Origin of the sequence: Roseovarius sp. BRH_c41, from assembly GCF_000961715.1 — a bacterium.
GTDB lineage: Bacteria > Pseudomonadota > Alphaproteobacteria > Rhodobacterales > Rhodobacteraceae > Roseovarius.
Window position 1 is genome coordinate 21997 of the sequence record NZ_LADY01000011.1, and the last position, 16998, is coordinate 38994.

The 16998-nt window shown below is 60.8% G+C and carries 15 protein-coding genes, 2 tRNA genes, 2 pseudogenes and 1 other annotated feature (1 of these 20 only partly in view); of the genes and pseudogenes, 5 read left to right on the plus strand and 14 right to left on the minus strand.

Annotated features, from left to right (window positions below; all coding sequences use genetic code 11):
• Positions 1 to 18: 18 nt before the first annotated feature.
• Complete coding sequence (locus VR71_RS03460; protein ID WP_045681227.1) at positions 19 to 234, plus strand: hypothetical protein; 216 nt, start codon at positions 19 to 21, stop codon at positions 232 to 234.
• Here the strand turns inward: VR71_RS03460 and dddP are convergent.
• Entirely contained in the window at positions 231 to 1574 is a 1344-nt protein-coding gene (gene dddP / locus VR71_RS03465; RefSeq protein ID WP_045681229.1) for a dimethylsulfonioproprionate lyase DddP, read from the minus strand. The genes VR71_RS03460 and dddP overlap by 4 nt on opposite strands.
• 263 nt (positions 1575 to 1837) lie before the next feature.
• On the minus strand, positions 1838 to 2872 hold the full coding sequence (hemE, locus tag VR71_RS03470; RefSeq protein ID WP_040651487.1) for a uroporphyrinogen decarboxylase: 1035 nt from the start codon (positions 2870 to 2872) through the stop codon (positions 1838 to 1840).
• Positions 2873 to 2966: 94 nt separating this feature from the next.
• Between hemE and hemC the strand changes: the two genes are divergently transcribed.
• A complete protein-coding gene (gene hemC, locus VR71_RS03475) occupies positions 2967 to 3914 on the plus strand; it encodes a hydroxymethylbilane synthase (RefSeq protein WP_045681231.1) in 948 nt (315 codons plus the stop codon).
• 1 nt (position 3915) lies between these two features.
• Here hemC and VR71_RS03480 read toward each other — a convergent pair whose 3' ends face one another.
• Positions 3916 to 5343, minus strand: a complete 1428-nt coding sequence (locus VR71_RS03480) for an FAD-binding oxidoreductase (protein WP_045681234.1) — start codon at positions 5341 to 5343, stop codon at positions 3916 to 3918.
• 104 nt (positions 5344 to 5447) lie between these two features.
• On the opposite strand from VR71_RS03480, the gene VR71_RS03485 reads away from it, so the two are divergent.
• Positions 5448 to 5524, plus strand: a tRNA-Met gene (locus tag VR71_RS03485).
• Between the two features lie 478 nt (positions 5525 to 6002).
• On the opposite strand, the gene VR71_RS03490 is transcribed toward VR71_RS03485, so the two are convergent.
• The 6 genes and pseudogenes from VR71_RS03490 to VR71_RS03515 all read right to left on the minus strand — a co-directional run bounded on the left by VR71_RS03490 (position 6003) and on the right by VR71_RS03515 (position 12179).
• On the minus strand, positions 6003 to 7445 hold the full coding sequence (locus tag VR71_RS03490; protein WP_045681236.1) for an NCS1 family nucleobase:cation symporter-1: 1443 nt from the start codon (positions 7443 to 7445) through the stop codon (positions 6003 to 6005).
• Between the two features lie 92 nt (positions 7446 to 7537).
• Positions 7538 to 8356, minus strand: a complete 819-nt coding sequence (locus VR71_RS03495; RefSeq protein WP_009818325.1) for a bifunctional allantoicase/(S)-ureidoglycine aminohydrolase — start codon at positions 8354 to 8356, stop codon at positions 7538 to 7540.
• Complete coding sequence (locus VR71_RS03500; RefSeq protein WP_045681238.1) at positions 8353 to 8850, minus strand: ureidoglycolate lyase; 498 nt, start codon at positions 8848 to 8850, stop codon at positions 8353 to 8355. Before VR71_RS03500 ends, VR71_RS03495 begins: the two co-directional genes overlap by 4 nt.
• A 62-nt stretch (positions 8851 to 8912) precedes the next feature.
• Positions 8913 to 10001: pseudogene (gene puuE, locus VR71_RS03505) on the minus strand (allantoinase PuuE); the annotation flags it as partial.
• A gap of 81 nt (positions 10002 to 10082) precedes the next feature.
• The gene (locus VR71_RS03510; protein WP_254656422.1) at positions 10083 to 11459 is read right to left on the minus strand and encodes an NCS1 family transporter; all 1377 of its coding nucleotides are present in this window, start codon (positions 11457 to 11459) and stop codon (positions 10083 to 10085) included.
• Between the two features lie 21 nt (positions 11460 to 11480).
• Positions 11481 to 12179: an aspartate/glutamate racemase family protein gene (locus VR71_RS03515; protein WP_009818321.1), complete on the minus strand. Its 699-nt coding sequence runs from the start codon at positions 12177 to 12179 to the stop codon at positions 11481 to 11483.
• Positions 12180 to 12305: 126 nt separating this feature from the next.
• Here VR71_RS03515 and VR71_RS03520 point away from each other — a divergent pair, with 126 nt between their 5' ends.
• On the plus strand, positions 12306 to 12992 hold the full coding sequence (locus VR71_RS03520; RefSeq protein WP_009818320.1) for a GntR family transcriptional regulator: 687 nt from the start codon (positions 12306 to 12308) through the stop codon (positions 12990 to 12992).
• A gap of 199 nt (positions 12993 to 13191) precedes the next feature.
• On the opposite strand, the pseudogene VR71_RS24600 reads toward VR71_RS03520, so the two are convergent.
• The 3 genes and pseudogenes from VR71_RS24600 to VR71_RS03530 form a co-directional block, all read right to left on the minus strand.
• Positions 13192 to 13347: pseudogene (locus VR71_RS24600) on the minus strand (CDGSH iron-sulfur domain-containing protein); the annotation flags it as partial.
• The gene (locus VR71_RS25525) at positions 13322 to 13606 is read right to left on the minus strand and encodes a DUF6538 domain-containing protein (RefSeq protein WP_367118641.1); all 285 of its coding nucleotides are present in this window, start codon (positions 13604 to 13606) and stop codon (positions 13322 to 13324) included. The gene VR71_RS25525 and the pseudogene VR71_RS24600, both read right to left, overlap by 26 nt.
• A 79-nt stretch (positions 13607 to 13685) precedes the next feature.
• A tRNA-Val gene (locus tag VR71_RS03530) sits at positions 13686 to 13761 on the minus strand.
• A gap of 127 nt (positions 13762 to 13888) precedes the next feature.
• On the opposite strand from VR71_RS03530, the gene VR71_RS03535 reads away from it, so the two are divergent.
• A complete protein-coding gene (locus VR71_RS03535) occupies positions 13889 to 14494 on the plus strand; it encodes a DUF1989 domain-containing protein (protein WP_040650586.1) in 606 nt (201 codons plus the stop codon).
• 65 nt (positions 14495 to 14559) lie between these two features.
• On the opposite strand, the gene VR71_RS03540 is transcribed toward VR71_RS03535, so the two are convergent.
• The gene (locus VR71_RS03540; RefSeq protein ID WP_045681244.1) at positions 14560 to 15414 is read right to left on the minus strand and encodes a universal stress protein; all 855 of its coding nucleotides are present in this window, start codon (positions 15412 to 15414) and stop codon (positions 14560 to 14562) included.
• A 14-nt stretch (positions 15415 to 15428) separates the two neighbouring features.
• Positions 15429 to 16919, minus strand: coding sequence for a SulP family inorganic anion transporter (locus VR71_RS03545; protein WP_045681246.1), 1491 nt, complete (start codon positions 16917 to 16919; stop codon positions 15429 to 15431).
• A 63-nt stretch (positions 16920 to 16982) separates the two neighbouring features.
• Positions 16983 to 16998, minus strand: a sequence feature (sul1 is cis-regulatory element that is thought to sense ions involved in sulfur or methionine metabolism; They are found in Alphaproteobacteria) (it continues 43 nt past the right edge of the window).

The window sequence follows — 16998 nt, forward strand, 5'->3', positions numbered from 1 at the left end:
GACAGAAAGGATCGGATCATGTCCCAAGACCTTTGCCCCACCTACGCGCCTGCGCGCAGCCCCAAGGCACCGTCAGCCGCCCCCATCGCCGTCATCCTGCTTGCGGCCTTGGTCATTGCGGCACTGGCCCCCGCACCACAGGCGCCAACGGCCCATAGCCAGCCCCCGGCATCCGAGGACTGGCACGGCAATGTCATGCGCTCCCATTGGACAGGCGGGGAACAACCCCGCTAAGCCGCCCCCATCAACGCCGCATCGAGCGGATAGCGCGTCAGGTTCTCATAGCCATCCTCGGTGATGAGAACCTGATCCTCCAGCTTGATCGAGAAATCATTGCCGACCTCACTCACCAGCGCCTCGACACAGAGCACCATACCCGGCTCAAGCGCATAGTCGAACGCGCCCGCCACGGCCTTGTCCGCATAGGCGACCAGCGGCCACTCATCACACAGCCCCACACCATGCATCATGCAGCCGTATTTCTGCGCCTGATATTTCTCCTCCAGCCGGTGACAGCCCGCGATCAACTCAGGGATCGTGACACCAGGGCGCAGCATCGCCATATTCGCCTGAATATGCTCCTGAGCATGCTGCATCGCGGCCACCATATCGGGGCGCGGGCGCGCGTCACCAATCCACCAGGTGCGGCTGATATCGACGCAAATCCCATAGCTGCCGATCAAATCGGTATCAAAGGCCACGATCTCGTTATTTTGCGCGATCCGCGGTCCGCATTCCTGAAACCACGGGTTCGTGCGTGGCCCGCTGCTCAGCAACCGGGTTTCGATCCATTCACCACCGCGCCGGATATTCTCGGCATGCAGCACCGCCCAGATGTCATCCTCGCTGACCCCGCCACCGGGCACAGCAGTCCGCGCAAACCGTTCCATCTCCGCCACCGCCGCCTCGCAGGCATGGCTGGCACAGCGCATGGCGCGGATCTCATCCGGTCCCTTGATGGCGCGGGTCTTTTCCGTGACCTCCTCGCCCTCCATGATCTCCAGCCCCTGCGCCTCCAGCGCGCGCAGCCCGTGCAGCATCACCTTGTCCACCGCCAGCCGCCGATTGCCGGGGCTATGCTCCGCCAAGAGCGCCGCCACGTCGCGAGCAAAGACATCGGCGGCCACATCCACTTTGTCGCCCCGGTCGAAATAGAACAGATCCGCCCCCGACCGCGCCTCGCGCACCAGCGGATTGAACCGCGACAGAAACGGCGAGTTCTTGTAGTCCCAGATCACCATATAGCCGTCGGCACAGAGCAGCACGGCCCGAAACGGGTTATGCGTGTTCCACAGCTGCATATTGGTGCTATCGGTCGCATAGCGGATATTGAGCGGATCAAACATCAAGAGCCCGCCATAATCCCGCGCCAAAATCGCTGCCGTTAGCCGCTCCCAGCGAAACTGCCGCATCGTCGGCAGGTCCGGCAATTCCAGCCCCGCCGCCGCCCATTCCCCATAGGCCAGGTGCGTGGGCCCGATTTCCACCCGGTCGGCATCATTGGGCGTGCCATCGCCCAGCATCATGCCCCGGCTCGGGTCGATCTTGCGGGTGTCGCGGTAATGTCTGTTCATCGGCAAGTCCTCCGATGCCCAGACTGTGACCGGCCCCCCGGCTTGGCGCGCTCAGCCGCGACATCGCCTTCGGTCGCTTTTGGCGCTTGGACGTGTGACGGCGTTCAATCCCTCTCGCATGGCTCGATCCTTTCAGCCTGACATGCGCCCAGACTGCCCGCCAAAGGTTAAGATCAGGTTGCCGCGCGGTGCGAATGCGGCGCGGCCCGTCGCGTCGCCACCTTGCGTACAAAACCCGCGTACAAAACGTACATCCTGTACCCTCAGCTCCCCCGAACCGTGTCGATCATCACCTGCACATTGTCCGGGTCCGCATCGGGCGTGATCCCGTGACCAAGGTTGAAAATATGCGGCCCCTTGCGGAACGCATCGACAATCGCGCGGGTCTCGCGCACCAGCGCATCGCCACCCGTAACCATATGGGAAGACTTGAGATTCCCTTGAACGCAGCCATCCTTTTGCACGTTCTCCGCCGCCCAGGCGGCACTGACGGAATCATCCACCGCCACACAATCCGCTCCGGTTTTTGCGTGAAATCCCATGTAGTTATCCCCCGCTTCTCGGGGAAAGGCGATGATCGGAATGCCCGGATGCCGCGCCTTCAACTCGGAAATGATACGCTTGGCCGGGGCGACCGCGTAGTTTTCGAAATCGTCACCTTTCAGCGATCCGGCCCAGCTGTCAAAGAGCTTGATCACCTCCGCCCCGGCCTCGATCTGCGCCGAGAGATACTCGATCGTTCCCGCCGTCAGCCGGTCGATGATCCCTTCGAAAACCTCTTTGTTTTCAGCCTTGAGCGCATGCGCCGGCCCCTGATCCGGGGTGCCGCGCCCGGCGATCATATAGGTCGCCACCGTCCAGGGCGCACCCGCGAATCCAATCAGCGTTGTGTCCTTGGGCAAGGCCCCAGCAAGGTTGCGCACGGTCTGATATACGGGATTTAAGACCTCGTGAATTTCATCCACGGGTTTCAGTTTTTCCAGCCCCGCCCGGTCCGTAATTGTCGAGAGCCGCGGCCCTTCCCCCGTCACAAACCACAAATCCGCCCCAAGCGCCTGCGGCAAAAGCAGAATATCGGCAAAGAGAATCGCCGCGTCAAACCCGTATCTGCGGATCGGTTGCAATGTAACTTCGGTCGCCAAGTCACTGTTATAACACAAAGAAAGGAAATCCCCTGCCTGCTCTCGTGTCGCCCGATACTCCGGCAAATAGCGCCCCGCCTGCCGCATCATCCAGATCGGCGGTGTGGGCAGGGTTTCCCCAGCAAGGGCTCTCAGAATAGTCTTTTGCGCGGGCATCATGTCCTCCGTTTTGACTGTGGTCGCCTTGACACCCCAAGATGTCAAGCGTCAGGCGCTTGCCACGTCGCTTTGTCACGTCTAAACCTGCGGTATGACACGCAATTTACCCACCCCGTCCCACCCGCTCAAGATCGGCACCCGCGGATCACCCTTGGCGCTTGCCCAGGCCTTTGAGACGCGCGCGCGTCTGGGCACAGCCTTTGACTTGCCCGAAGAAGCCTTTGAAATCGTTGTCATAAAGACAACCGGCGATCAGATCATTGACCGTCCGCTCAAGGAAATCGGCGGCAAGGGCCTCTTCACCCGAGAGATCGAACAGGCGCTCCTGATCGGCGAAATCGACATTGCCGTCCACTCGATGAAGGACATGCCCGTCCTGCAACCCGAGGGTCTGCTCCTCGACACCTACCTGCCGCGCGAAGACGTGCGTGACGCCTTCGTCTCGCCCTTGGTCGGGTCACTCGCCGACCTGCCCGCCGGGGCCCTTGTCGGCACCTCCTCCTTGCGGCGCAAGGCGCAAGTGCTGGTCGCGTACCCGCATCTCCAAGTGGTCGAATTTCGCGGTAACGTCCAGACAAGATTAAAGAAATTGGCTGACGGAGTGGCAACCTGCACCTTCCTCGCGATGGCCGGGCTCAACCGTCTTGGCCGATCCGAGGTGGCCACCGGCGCCATTGACCCCGAGGTGATGCTGCCCGCCGTGGCCCAGGGTGCCATCGGCATCGAACGCCGCGCCGATGACACCCGTGCCGCCGAAATGCTGGCCGCAATTCACCATAAGGAAACTGGACAACGCCTTGTTTCTGAACGCGCTTTTCTCGCCGCCCTCGATGGCTCTTGCGAGACGCCGATTGCCGGTCTGGCCGAACTCAACGGCAATACGCTGCGTCTGCGTGGCGAAATTCTGCGCCCAGACGGTAGCGAGAGCCTGACGGACGATCAATCCGCTCCGATCGAAGACGGCGCCGACCTTGGTCGCGCCATGGCCGCCAAACTGCTCGCACAGGCAGGTCCGGGATTCTTTGATTGGCGCAGCTAACCTATTGACCCGGGATTAGTTTTCCAGGGTTCATGATCCCATTCGGGTCCAAAGCCGCCTTGATCGCGCGCATCATTGCGAGGGCGGCTGCGTCCTTGTGCGCCGCCATTGCGGGCAGTTTCGACAGGCCGATGCCATGTTCCGCCGAAAAACTGCCGCCAAGCGCGATCACTTCGCGCTCCACCGCCTCTTGCACCGCCCGACAGAGCACCGGATCATCCCGCGAGGGCCAGCCGACATAGTGCAGATTGCCATCCCCGAGATGCGCGACGCCGGTGTTTTCTATTTCTGGATCAATCGCTTGGCTCACGCTTTGAATGCGCGCGATCAGCTCTTCCATCTGGTCTGTCGCCACCGCGATGTCATTCTCAACCACCGGCTTGCGCACCCGCAGGATCTGCGCCGAGGCCTCGCGCCGCGCCCAAATCTCAGCCCGCTGCGCCTCGCTCCGGGCGACAGTCGCATCGAGAATCAGCCCCTCCTCGTATAACCCCGCCAGAACCGCCTCCAGATGAGCACAGAGCGGCACCTCGCCCGCCTCATCCGGCGTCACATCGCGCGGCGCCCGCGCTCCGAGCTCGACCAAGATATTGACATCATGGGATTTTTCAAACGGGGGGCGCATCTCGGGAAACCGCTGCAACAACGCCGCCATGAATGTGCGCGGCATGTATTCAAAGGCCTCCACTGCGCCACCTGTCTCATCCTGCAATCGGTTCAGCAGGCTTAGGGCCGCCCCAACCGACGGCACAGCCACCATCGCCGTGGCATAGACCCTTGGTCGCGGAAAAAGCTTGAGCGCCGCCGCCGTGATGATCCCGAGCGTGCCTTCGGCCCCGATCATCAGATGGCGAAGATCATAACCGGAATTGTTCTTGTGCAGTGCACTCATCAAATTCATCACGTCTCCGGTCGGCGTCACAACCTCCAGCCCCAGACACAGATCGCGCGTGTTGCCATAGCGCAGGACATTCGAGCCCCCCGCGTTGGTCGAGAGCACGCCCCCCACCATAGCCGAACCGCGCGCCCCGAAACTGAGCGGAAAGATCAGGTCCTGAACCGCCGCCGCCTCGTGCAGACGGGACAGGATCACCCCCGCCTCAACGATTGCCACCCGCGCTTCGTCCCGAATTTCGCGGATGGCAGACATCCGGTCGAGCGACAGCATCAGCGCCCCTTCCGCCATCGTTCCCTTGACCAGATTGGTGTTTCCCGAAACCGGTATGATTGGCAATCGCCGCACATTGGCCAATCGAACAATCGCAGCCACTTCGCTCGTTGTTGCAGGCCGCACAACGGCCAAAGGCTGCCAGCGGATCAACCCTGACCAATCCTGCGACCATGGCGCGGCATCTCCTCCGGTCACGACATAGTCGGGCCCGATGATCCGGCCAATCTCATCAAGAACTGCGTTATCAGGGCCCGTCATGCCCCGGATCATGTGACAAAGGACGCGGCACCACAAGACCAGTCAGAACTGGCATTTTCGCCCTTGACGCACGCCACGTGCTGTCATACCAACCGCCACGGTCTGGCGGAGTAGCTCAGTTGGTTAGAGCAGCGGAATCATAATCCGCGTGTCGGGGGTTCGAGTCCCTCCTCCGCTACCATTGCACCCCAGATTGCGTTGACACATTGCCAGAGGTCCTTAGGGTCAAGCAGGTGGGTCAGTCTTCCCGAAATCTCGACCGGAACGCCGGCCTCGGTGTCGCCCACACGAGTGCCGTACCCGAAGCGACTAAAGAATTCTGCATTTAATCTAAGGCAGATCCGGCACCTATGATGACCCAAGGCGCGATCAGCAAGCCATTCACGAAATCGGCTTGTTCGATTTGCGGGTTCGCAAGGTCGATGGTGTAGGCAGACATGGTATCGCCCTCGCCATCGACAGACCATCCAGATTTGATGACCGTTTGGCCTCATTTTGCATTAAAGCCCGCCACGTCGGTCGCGCCCGCCCTGTGCTATGTGAGATTGAATGACCGGCGACCCAGTCCCCTCCAATCATAGAGCGCCAATAGAACACGCATCAGACTCGAAGACCGGCAGAGGTGTCATCCCGCCTGCCGGTCCAAAGGTCACATTCAGTCAGACGTTGACCGACCCTTTTTTCAAGAACACATAGAGCATCCCACCTAGGACCGCGCCAATGACCCAGTTGTAACCGGACAGAAACCCGAACCAGGGAACCCAAACCGTTGACACCGAAAACACAGCGGCCAGACCGAAGGCCGTGACTGCCGTGCGGTTCCAGCCATTCTGGTAATGATAGCGCCCGCCCTGCATGTCGTAGAGGTCGTCAAGGTCGAGATGGCCTTTGCGATGGACATAGTAATCCACGATCATGATGCCAAAAATCGGGGCCAGCGTGGCGCCAAGCGTGTTGACGAAACCGCTGATCCCAAATTCGCTGATGAAACTGGTCCAGAGTCCGCCGATGATGAGGGCGAAAAACGAAGTAATCAGCCCAGCCTGACGAAAGCTGATCTTGCCGGGCGCAAGGTTGGCGATGCCGTTCACCGCCGGGATGAAATTGGCGACAAGGTTGATGCCAACAGTCGCAGCAAAGAAGGTGATTGCGGCGATGATGCCCAACAGTACCGAGTCGGTACGCTCGACAATCTCACTCGGGTTGGTGATTTCCTCGCCAAAGACCACCGCCGCCCCCGCCGTGGTCAAAAGCGCCAAGGCCGAGAAAAGGATCATGTTGAAAGGCAAGCCGGTGAGGTTGCCCAAAAGCATGGTCGGCTTGTCCTTGGCATAGCGGGAAAAGTCGCTGAAGTTGATCATCACGGCGGCGAAATAGGCCACCATGGTGCCGACGATGGCGACAAAGCCGTTGAATTCGCTGGCAAAGGTCGCGTCGGGATTGGCAAAGATCGTGCCTGCGGCGGACAAAAGCTGTCCGTCAGAGCGTTGCCAGAGCACGATAACAAGACCGATCATCACGAGATAGACAAACGGTCCGGCGATGTTGAGAAAGGTCTCGACCCAGTTCATGCCGCGCCAGAAGATCACGATATGAAAGGCCCAGACGATGAAGAACGACAGCCAGTCGATGCCGGTGAGGCCCAAGATTTCCGCGCCGCCGCTGGCGCCGGTGATCGAACGGATCAGAAGGGCCACAGCTGTCGAGGCGAAATAGACCTGCACGCCGTACCAGAACACCGCCACGGTCGCACGCAGGATCGCGGGCAGTTTGGCACCGCTGGTGCCAAGGCTGGCGCGGGCCAGCACCGGGTAGGGAATGCCGTATCTCTCGCCAGCGGCCCCAGAGAGATTGACCATCCACATGGTAAAGAGCCCCGCCGCGATGAGGGCGGCAAAGGCAGTCCATCCGCTGACCCCGTAAGAGATGAAGAGCGAGGCCACGAGCGAATAGCCAAAGAGCGACTGCACGTCATTGGCCCAAACGTTAAAGATGGCGAACCATCCCCATGTTTTCTCATTCGCGCCGACTGGATTGAGGGTGTTGCCCTCCGGGTCCATCGTATTGCCTGTGGGCACATGCCCTTGTTCGATTGTTGTCATTTTTTTCCTCCCTGACCGATCGAATTCTGGATTTTCTCTGATGTTTCATCTGGCCCGAAATACTTCGGGGGTCCGGGGGCAGCGCCCCCGCATCACAACGCCATATGCCGGTTCACATCCTTGTAGAGCAGATAGCGGAACGGTCCCGGACCGCCCGCATAACAGGCCTGCGGGCAGAAGGCGCGCAGCCACATGAAATCACCTGCCTCGACTTCAACCCAATCCTGATTGAGCCGGTAGACCGCCTTGCCCTCCAGCACATACAGCCCGTGTTCCATGACATGCGTCTCGGCAAAGGGGATCACCGCGCCGGGCTGAAAGGTCACGACAGTGACATGCATATCGTGGCGCAGGTCGGCCGGGTCCATGAACCGTGTCGTGGCCCATCCCCCATCGGTGTCGGGCATCGGCACCGGGGCGATGTCGTTTTCGTTCACGACCATCACCGGGGGATGATCGAGACCGGAAACCGCTTGATAAGCCTTGCGAATCCAGTGGAATTTGACGGGCCTGTCGGAGGTATTGCGCAGCGTCCAGGCGATGCCCGGCGGGATATAGGCAAAGCCGCCCTCGGTCATCTCATACGCCTGCCCGTCCAATGTCAGCCGCAGCGCGCCTTCGACAATGAAAAGTGTGGCTTCGACACCCGCTTCGGTCTCGGGGTAATCCGAGCCGCCGCCCGGCTGCACCTCGGCGATATATTGCGAGAAGGTTTCGGCAAAGCCGGAAAGCGGTCGCGCCAGCACCCAGAACCGCGCCTTGTCCCAGAAGGGCAGATAGCTGGTCACGATATCGCTCATGGTGCCACGCGGGATCACGGCATAGGCCTCGGTAAAGACGGCGCGGCCAGTCAAAAGCTGGGTCTGCGGCGGCAGGCCGCCCTCGGGGGCATAATAGCGGCGCTTGGTCATGGGCGCGGTCCTTCTATGGTCAGAGGCTGGTCGAAGCGGACTTCTTCAAGATTGTCGCCGGGCCCGATCCGGTCGATCACGGCATAGCGCCCCGCACACCCGATGGGGGCCAGAACGCCGTGCCAGACGCTGCGCAGAAGGTTGATCCCCTGCCCCGGCTGGCTGAGAAAAGCACACACTTCGCTAGGTCGCCCACCGTCATCCGCCGCCACGCAGATCAGCATCGGCACACCGTCGAGCGGGATAAACGCCTGAGAGCCCAACGGATGCCGTTCCATCAGGTCGAGCGCATAGGGCAGATGCCGGGCCTCGGCATCGAAAAGACTGATCCCGGCGCGGCCGTCGACAAATTCAAGCCGCGCACGGTCGTGAAACCGCCCGCATAGCCCCGCGTTGATCATCCGGTCAGGCGTGCCCGCTACCTCGAGCACATCGCCGTAAGGGGCAAAGTTGGCGGCGGTCAGCGGTTGGGCCATGAGGCACGCGGCGGTCATGGCAAAAGTGCCTGCAACCGGGGCAGGGTTTGCGCCTCAAACGCGGCGCAGGTCAGCTCGCCGCGCTCTGCCGGTGTCGCCTGTCGCAACACCCGGACAAAGGCGCTCAGCAGCCCCACTGCGCTGTCATGTGCCGGGCCAAACTCTATCTGCCATGCAAGATCCGCGATCCATGGCGCGGGCAGCAGCGGGCCGAACAGCTCGACAAATCGCCCGCGCTCCATCTGGCTGGGTCGTTCCCGGCGGGTATGCGGATGGGTGGCCGCCCAATGCTCGGCAATGTCGATCCGGCGCGGGCACCAGACGCCCGCGCGGTGCTGCACATGGTCGATAAAGCGGCGCAGGCCCGCGATCTTGCCGGGTCGGCCGATGAGGCGGCAATGCAGACCCACGGTCATCATCTTGGGCGCGCCCGCCTGCCCTTCGGCGTAGAGCGTGTCAAAGGTATCGGTCAGGTAGGTTTCGAAATCCGAGCCCGTCACCCAACCGGGCGAGGCGGCAAAACGCATGTCATTGCATTCCAGCGTGTAGGGGATCATCAACTGATCGCGCGCGCCAGATTCCTGCCAATGCGGCAGGTCATCGTCATAGCAGTCGGAAATGTAATCAAAGCCGCCTTCTTCGGCGACAAGGCGCACGGTATTGACGCTGCACCGCCCCGTATACCAGCCGCGCGGGCGGGTCCCCGTAACCTCAGTGTGCAGGCGCACCGCCTCGGCGATGGCGGCGCGTTCCTCGGACTCGGGCATGTCCTTGTGTTCGACCCATTTCAGGCCATGGCTGGCGATTTCCCAGCCTGCCTCTTGCATGGCGGCCACCTGTTCGGGGCTGCGCGCGAGGGCTGAGGCGACGCCGTAAATCGTCAGCGGTATCGCCATCCCGGTGAACAGACGGTGCAGCCGCCAAAACCCGGCGCGCGCCCCGTAGTCATAGACCGACTCCATGTTCCAATGACGTTGTCCAGGCCAAGGCGTGGCCCCCGGAATATCCGACAGAAACGCCTCTGACGCGGCATCGCCGTGCAAGAGACAGTTCTCGCCGCCCTCCTCATAGTTGAGCACGAATTGCACCGCGATGCGCGCCCCGCCGGGCCATTTCGGATCGGGCGTTTGGGGGCCGTAGCCGCGCAAATCTCGGGGATAGCGGATCATGTCATCAACTCCGGAGATCGTGGTTTGGAAAGAAACGCAAGGACAGGGGGCGATTGGCCCCCTGCCCCTGTCTGAAGCGCCTCAGCGGTCGAGAAACCGGCGCGCGGCGGGCAGGTGCCGCATCAGCAGGTAATAGGTGACACCCGCCGGGATCAGGCTGGCATACCAAGAGACGCCCGAGAAGGTCAGCGCCGCGACCACACCCACCGCCATGGCGATGAGGGCGGCGGGGTTGTAGCCCGCATAATCACCGCTCTCATCATAGAGTTTCTCAAGATCAAGCGTCTGGCGGCGCAGCACGTAGTAATCCACCACGAGGATCGCAAAGATCGGCCCCAAGAAGGCGCTGTAGGTCTGGATAAAGAGATTGAGACCGGCGGCGGATTCATTCTTGACCAATTCCCAAGGAAAGGTGCCAAAAGCCAGCAGCCCAACCACAACGGCAGAGGTCTTGTAGCTGAGTTTGAACACATCCATCAGCGCATAGGCGGGCGGCACGACGTTGTTGAGAATATTGGTCGTGACCTGCGCAAAGGCGATGAAAAGCAGCGTGACGACGAGCAGCAGCTTGTTGTCGACCGCGTTCGAAAAGACGCGGATGGGGTCAACCTCGCCTGTTGCACTCGAAACCATGAGGCCGATCAACCCCATGAAGAGTGTCGCGGGCAGGATCGAGTTGGCATAGATCACCACTTGGCGCACCCGCCCGACATCCTGCCGCAATTCTCGGCTGTAGTCCGAGACGTTGAGCATCATCGTGGCGTAAATGCCGAGAAAGAGCATGGTCGCCCCCCAGAACGGCGCGCCCCATGTGCCTTCGACATTGATCAGATTGGTGCTGATTTCATCGCCATATTTGCCGATGACAGAGGTGAACATGTAAATCAGCGCGCCGATTATGAAGACGGAGCCGATATTCTCGAGCCATTTGATGCCGTGAAAGCCCAGAACCGAGAGCATGATTTGCAGCGCCTGAAACCCGACAAAGAACACAACGATATTGGAATAGCCAAACAGCGTCTCGCTCACCAGATTGAGCGCGCCCGCACCGATCCAGCTCTGAAACCCGAACCAGACGAGCGCCGGGACCGAGCGCACCAGTGCCGGGATGCGTGAGCCGGAAAAGCCGAAGGCGGATCGCACCTGCACCATCATCGGGATGCCATATTTATGCCCCGGCGCCCCGTTGATCATCAGCGCAAGGCCGATCACGGTGCAGCCGATGGCGATGGCCAGAAACACCTGCACCAGATTGAGCGTGCCCACGAGGCCAGAGCCGATGGTAAAGGTGCCGATGGAAACGCAGCCGCCAAGCCAGGCAAAGAGATAGGACCAAGGGTCCATGATCCGCGTTTTCTGCGGGGCCAGCGATTCCTCGCCAATGCCTTTATGTTCGATCACCTCGGGCATGTGCCCGTCATGCTGCAAAACACCCCGGTTTGTATCTGAAATTGTCATGTCTCTCCTCCCTGAGATGCATTATTTCGGGTTTGGTGGCGCGTAGGCGCCGATCTTGCTGGTCTTGATGCCGGCCCCTACCAAGGCCTCGGCGAATTTTGTGGCGACGGTGACACCGTCGATCACGGGGATTCCAGTTTCTTCTGTCAGCCATGCGGCAAGGTCCGCCATGCCGGCACAACCAAGAACCACGGCCTCGCAACGATCCTCCTCGATCGCCTTGAGGATTTCGGCGCGCACCAGTTGGCGCGCGTTCGATCCGGGTTCTTCCAGGGCGAGCACCGGGATCGCCGCCGAACGCACGCGGCGGCATTGATGATCCAGACCGTAACGGCGCACCAGGTCTTCGATGATCGGGATCGAGCGCGGCAGGGTCGTGACCACGCTGAACGAGGTGGCGACCATGCTCGCGGCCTTGACCGCCGCCTCGCAGATGCCAATCACGGGCCCGCTGGCAATTTCGCGGCAGGCCCCGATGCCGGGGTCGTCGAAACAGGCCACGACAATCGCGTCGGCATGCTGCGCCTCGGCTTGACGGACCTGATCGAGCAGGCGCGGCACGGCCATCGCCTCGTCGTAATGGCCTTCGATGCTGGCAGGGGCGCCTACGCCCGAGCGCGCCTCGATCACGACACCGGCAGCTGTGACGGCCCGCGCGGACGCCGCAATCTTGTCCGTCATGCTCGTGGTCGAATTCGGGTTGATAACAAAAATTTTCATAGGCTCCTCCACTTGAATTGCAACTTGATTAACATAAATTGTTAACAATTTAAACATCCAATTTTTCCGGTCGATTTTATTGCCTGAAAATGTAAGTTTTCCCGTAATCAAGGAATGGAGCGCCGTATGTCAGACACCCCGGAAAATGTGCTGGTCGAACATGTGCTGGATGCCATCTCGGATCAGCGGCTTCGGGCTGGAACGAAACTGGGCGAACAGGCGCTGAGCGACCTTTTTTCCTGTAATCGCGCACATGTACGCCGGGCACTTGCAATTCTTGCGGCCTATCACGTAGTCGATCTGATCCCCAACCGAGGGGCGTTTGTATCCACCCCTTCTGAGGACGAGGCACGCGACCTGTTTCAGGCGCGGCGCGCTATCGAGGTCACGATCATCCGCAATGTGGTGCGCCGCGCCGACGAGGCCGATATTGCCAATCTGCGCGCGCATCTCGCGACTGAGGATGAGATCCGGCAGCAGAATGACCGCTCGAAGGCGATTCGCGCCTCACGCGACTTTCACATGTTGCTGGCCCGGATCGGGCGAAATTCCGTCTTGGAACATTACCTAGCGGAACTGACCATGCGCACGTCGCTCATCATCGGGCTTTATGGCTCTAAATCCGCAAGTCTCTGCTCGGACGATGAACATGTAAGGATCGTCCAGAGCGTCGCCGACCGTGACGCGGTCACAGCACAAGAGATGGTCGATTACCACCTGCGCCATATCGAAGGCGAAATCGAATTCGGCGACGAAGCCCCAAAGGTCGGGCCACTCTCGATGATCTTTCCATCCTCCCGTACCGGGCGCTGAGGCAAAGGCCTGACGTCTGGCCAAGCGATGGACCTTTGGGCAAGGAGAAGCGCATGCACCGACTAGTGTCACCGGCAGAGCCCCCCTCCGCCTGCTGCAATCAAGAACGAATTACAGCGTCCGCTACCTTCCTCGGGACAAGCACAGCCAAGGTCAGTGATCTCCCGCTTGCCGTCTTCCAAAAGAGCCGGCCATTGCCTCAGAGCTTGCCGTGCGATCCATCACACAGAGGCGCTGTGTCACTGTGCTTGCACCCACAGAAGAACACACGTTTACTCGTGGTAGCCACATATTTGACAGGCGCGATGCCTGTGTCCTTGTGGCTACCGTCACAGAACGGCTGCTTGCTGCTCTGGACGCGGGCCATGCCTCACGGCCTCCCAGTGGGCCTCTACAGCAGCGAGGGCAGCCACAAAGCGGCTCTTGGCCTCTTTGGCGTCTTTCGTCCTCAGGGAGGCTTTGGCGTGATCTCCAATCTTGACCGCGTAGTCTTTGCCCGCAACCTGAACAACCAGCCGAGTGCCTTTGACGCGATCTTTAACGACTGAGGGCACATTGACCCGCAGATAATACACGTTTCCGATTTTGGTTGGATTCGGCATTGCAAGACCCATGATGTACCACCTCTATGTACCAGTTGAGGCGGATCAGGTCTTTAAATATCAATACATTAGCAAGATCAAGAGGTTGGGATGGTGGGTGATGAGAGACTCGAACTCCCGACATCTTCGGTGTAAACGAAGCGCTCTACCAACTGAGCTAATCACCCGTGTTGCGCGTCATACCCAAGCGGTTCCGCGCGCGCAAGAGGGTTTGATCGCAGCTCTGTAAATCAGCCTTGGCTCTGTGTGGGAACCTGCTAGCCTGCGCATCAAACTGACAGGAAAGGCCCACCCATGTCCCCCACCCTCCACATGATCCCTGCGCGTCGCGGCAAGGCCACGCGTCTGAATGCGGGAGAGGCCATTCGCATCGTCAACACCCATGGTGCGCAGGTGGTGGATACCTGGGCCTTCAGCGCCGATGACATGGGCGAATTCATGTCGATGGAGCATATCCGCCCCACCTTGGGCCGCATCTTTCCCACGGCCGGCGATGCGCTTGTGACCAACCGCCGCCGCCCGATCCTGATGTTCGAAGAGGACAGCTCACCGGGCCGGCACGATACGTTGATTGCCGCCTGCGATGACTATCGCTACGGCCTTCTGGGCTGCACCGACTATCACGACAACTGCACCGACAACCTGCACGCCGCCCTGCGCCAACTGGGACTTTGCAGCCCCGAGACCCCCAGCCCGCTGAACCTCTGGATGAATATTCCCGTCGACCCCGAGGGGCACACCTCTTGGGGCACACCGCTCAGCAAACCGGGCGATCATGTCGTGCTGCGCGCGGTGATGGACTGTGTGGTGGCGATGTCGGCCTGCCCGCAGGACATCCTGCCAATCAACGGTGCCGCCTGCATGCCGACCGAGGCGCATTTCGAGATCTTGGGACGCTGAGGCGGGCATCCCCGAGGGCGGTCTTGACCTTGCGTGGCGCTTTGCCGACTCAAAGCCAAAACAGCCTAGCGCAGCAACACAACCGGAACCTTGCACGAGCGCACCATCTCGGTCGTTGTGGAGCCGATGATCAGGCTGCGAATGCGGCTGTGCCCATAGGCACCCATCACCACCATGTCGAAACCGGCGGCCTCCACCAACTTGCCAAGCGCGGTCTCGGGCTGTCCTGCGATCACCTCGGTCTCCGCCACAATCCCCGCCGCCGCAAGCAAAGCGCACGCATCCTCGAGCCCCTTCTTCACCTCGGGCGTTGCCGTGCCGACCGTGACCACATGCAACTTGAGCCCGGCAAAGAGCGGGCTGCGCGCGATGTGATCCACCGCCTTCATCGCAGAGGTGCCGCCATCATAGGCCAATAAGACCCTATCAATCGGCCGAAACGCGCGGGCCGCCACGACCACCGGCTTGTGACAGGCGCGCACGATCCGCTCAAGATTCGATCCCAGATGCCCCTTGGCAAAATCCGCCGCCTCGCCGCGCTTGCCGATCAGGATCACGCGCGCCTCATGTTCGACCTCGGCGACCGTCTCGACGATGTCGCCATGGCGCAGCCGCGTCGTGATCTCACGCACCCCCGCTGCCTCCAGCAGGGCGCGCGCATCCTCCAGAATGGCGCGACCCCGATGCGCCACCAGCTTGGCGCGCTGTGCATCCAAGGCTGCCAGTTCTTCCAATAGCGCCGTGCGCGCACCCAGCCGGATCGAGCCTGAGAGATCAGAGGTCTCTACCCCTTCGCGCCGCCCCAACACATGCAACAACTCCACCGGCGCGCCGGTGCGCTGCGCAATCCACGCTGCGTGTTCGCAGACCGAGGCCGAATATATCGAGCCATCCACCAAGGCGATGATCTTGTCTGTCATGTCTCTCTCCTCCCTCAATGCGCCATCAACTTGTCGATGGCCCCCGGCTTGTTATGCTCGGCCAGCCTGTCCACGAGTGTCCCAGAGGCCGCATTCATGCCCCGGATTTCCACCTCTGCCCCATCCCGACGGAATTTCAGCACCGCCATATCGAGCGCCTGAACCGACGAAATATCCCAGATATGCGCCGCACTCACGTCGATTACGACCCGCTCCAATGCCTCTCGGAAATCAAAGGCCCTCATGAAATCCTCCACCGAGCCATAGAACAGCTGTCCCTCGACCCGGTAAATGCGTTCGCGCCCATCCTTGGAAATTTCAGAGGTGACCCGGAAAAGCTGCGCGATCTTGGCGGCAAAGAAGATGCCCGACAAAAGCACCCCCACCAGCACCCCGATGGCGAGATTATGGGTATAGACCACCGTGACCACCGTCGCGATCATCACGACCGAGGACGAGCGCGGATGCTCGCGCAGGTTCTTGATCGACGACCAGGAAAACGTGCCCACCGACACCATGATCATGATCGCCACCAAGGCGGGCATCGGTATGAGACTAACCAGATCGCCAAGCCCCACCACGAGGACGAGCAGAAAGAGCCCCGCCACAAAGCTCGAAAGCCGCCCGCGCCCTCCGGATTTGACGTTGATGATCGACTGACCGATCATCGCACAGCCCGCCATCCCGCCGATAAAGCCAGTGGCGCTATTGGCCAACCCTTGCCCAATCATTTCCTGAGAGCGATTGGATTTGGTATCGGTCAGATCGTCGACGATGTTCTGTGTCATCAGGCTTTCCAGCAGGCCCACGACCGCCACCGCCACCGAATAGGGCAGGATGATCATCAAGGTCTCAAAGGTCAGCGGAATGTCCGGGATCAAAAACACCGGCAGCGTATCGGGCAGCGCGCCCATATCCCCCACCGTGCGCACATCGAGGCCAAGCGTCAGAGTGACAGCGCTCAGCACAAGAATCGTCACCAGGGGCGAGGGCACCGCCTTGGTCACAAGCGGGAAAAGGTAGATGATCGCCAGCCCCGCCGCGACCAGAACATAGGTGATCCACGTCACCGAACGCGGATCAAGCTCCGGCAATTGCGCCATGAAAATCAGAATGGCGAGCGCATTGACGAACCCGGTCATCACCGATTTCGACACATAGCGCATCACAAACCCCAGCCGCAGCACCCCCATCCCGATCTGAAGGAGCCCCGCCAGCACCGTCGCCGCCAGCAGGTATTCCAGCCCGTGATCGCGCACCAGCGTCACCATCAGCACCGCCGTCGCCGCCGTGGCGGCGGAAATCATACCGGGCCGCCCGCCGGTGATCGCGGTGATCACGGCAATCGAAAAGGACGCATAGAGCCCCACCTTGGGGTCCACGCCTGCAATGATCGAAAAGGCAATCGCCTCGGGGATCAGCGCCAGCGCCACCACCAGACCCGACAGCAAATCACCCCGGATATTGCCAAACCATTGTGCCCGATAGGCATCTATTGAAATCATGTGAAATCCGTCCCTGATCCGGCCACCCGAAACCCGGCCCGATTGTGCATTTTGATAGGTTTCAATGATCCGGCGGATA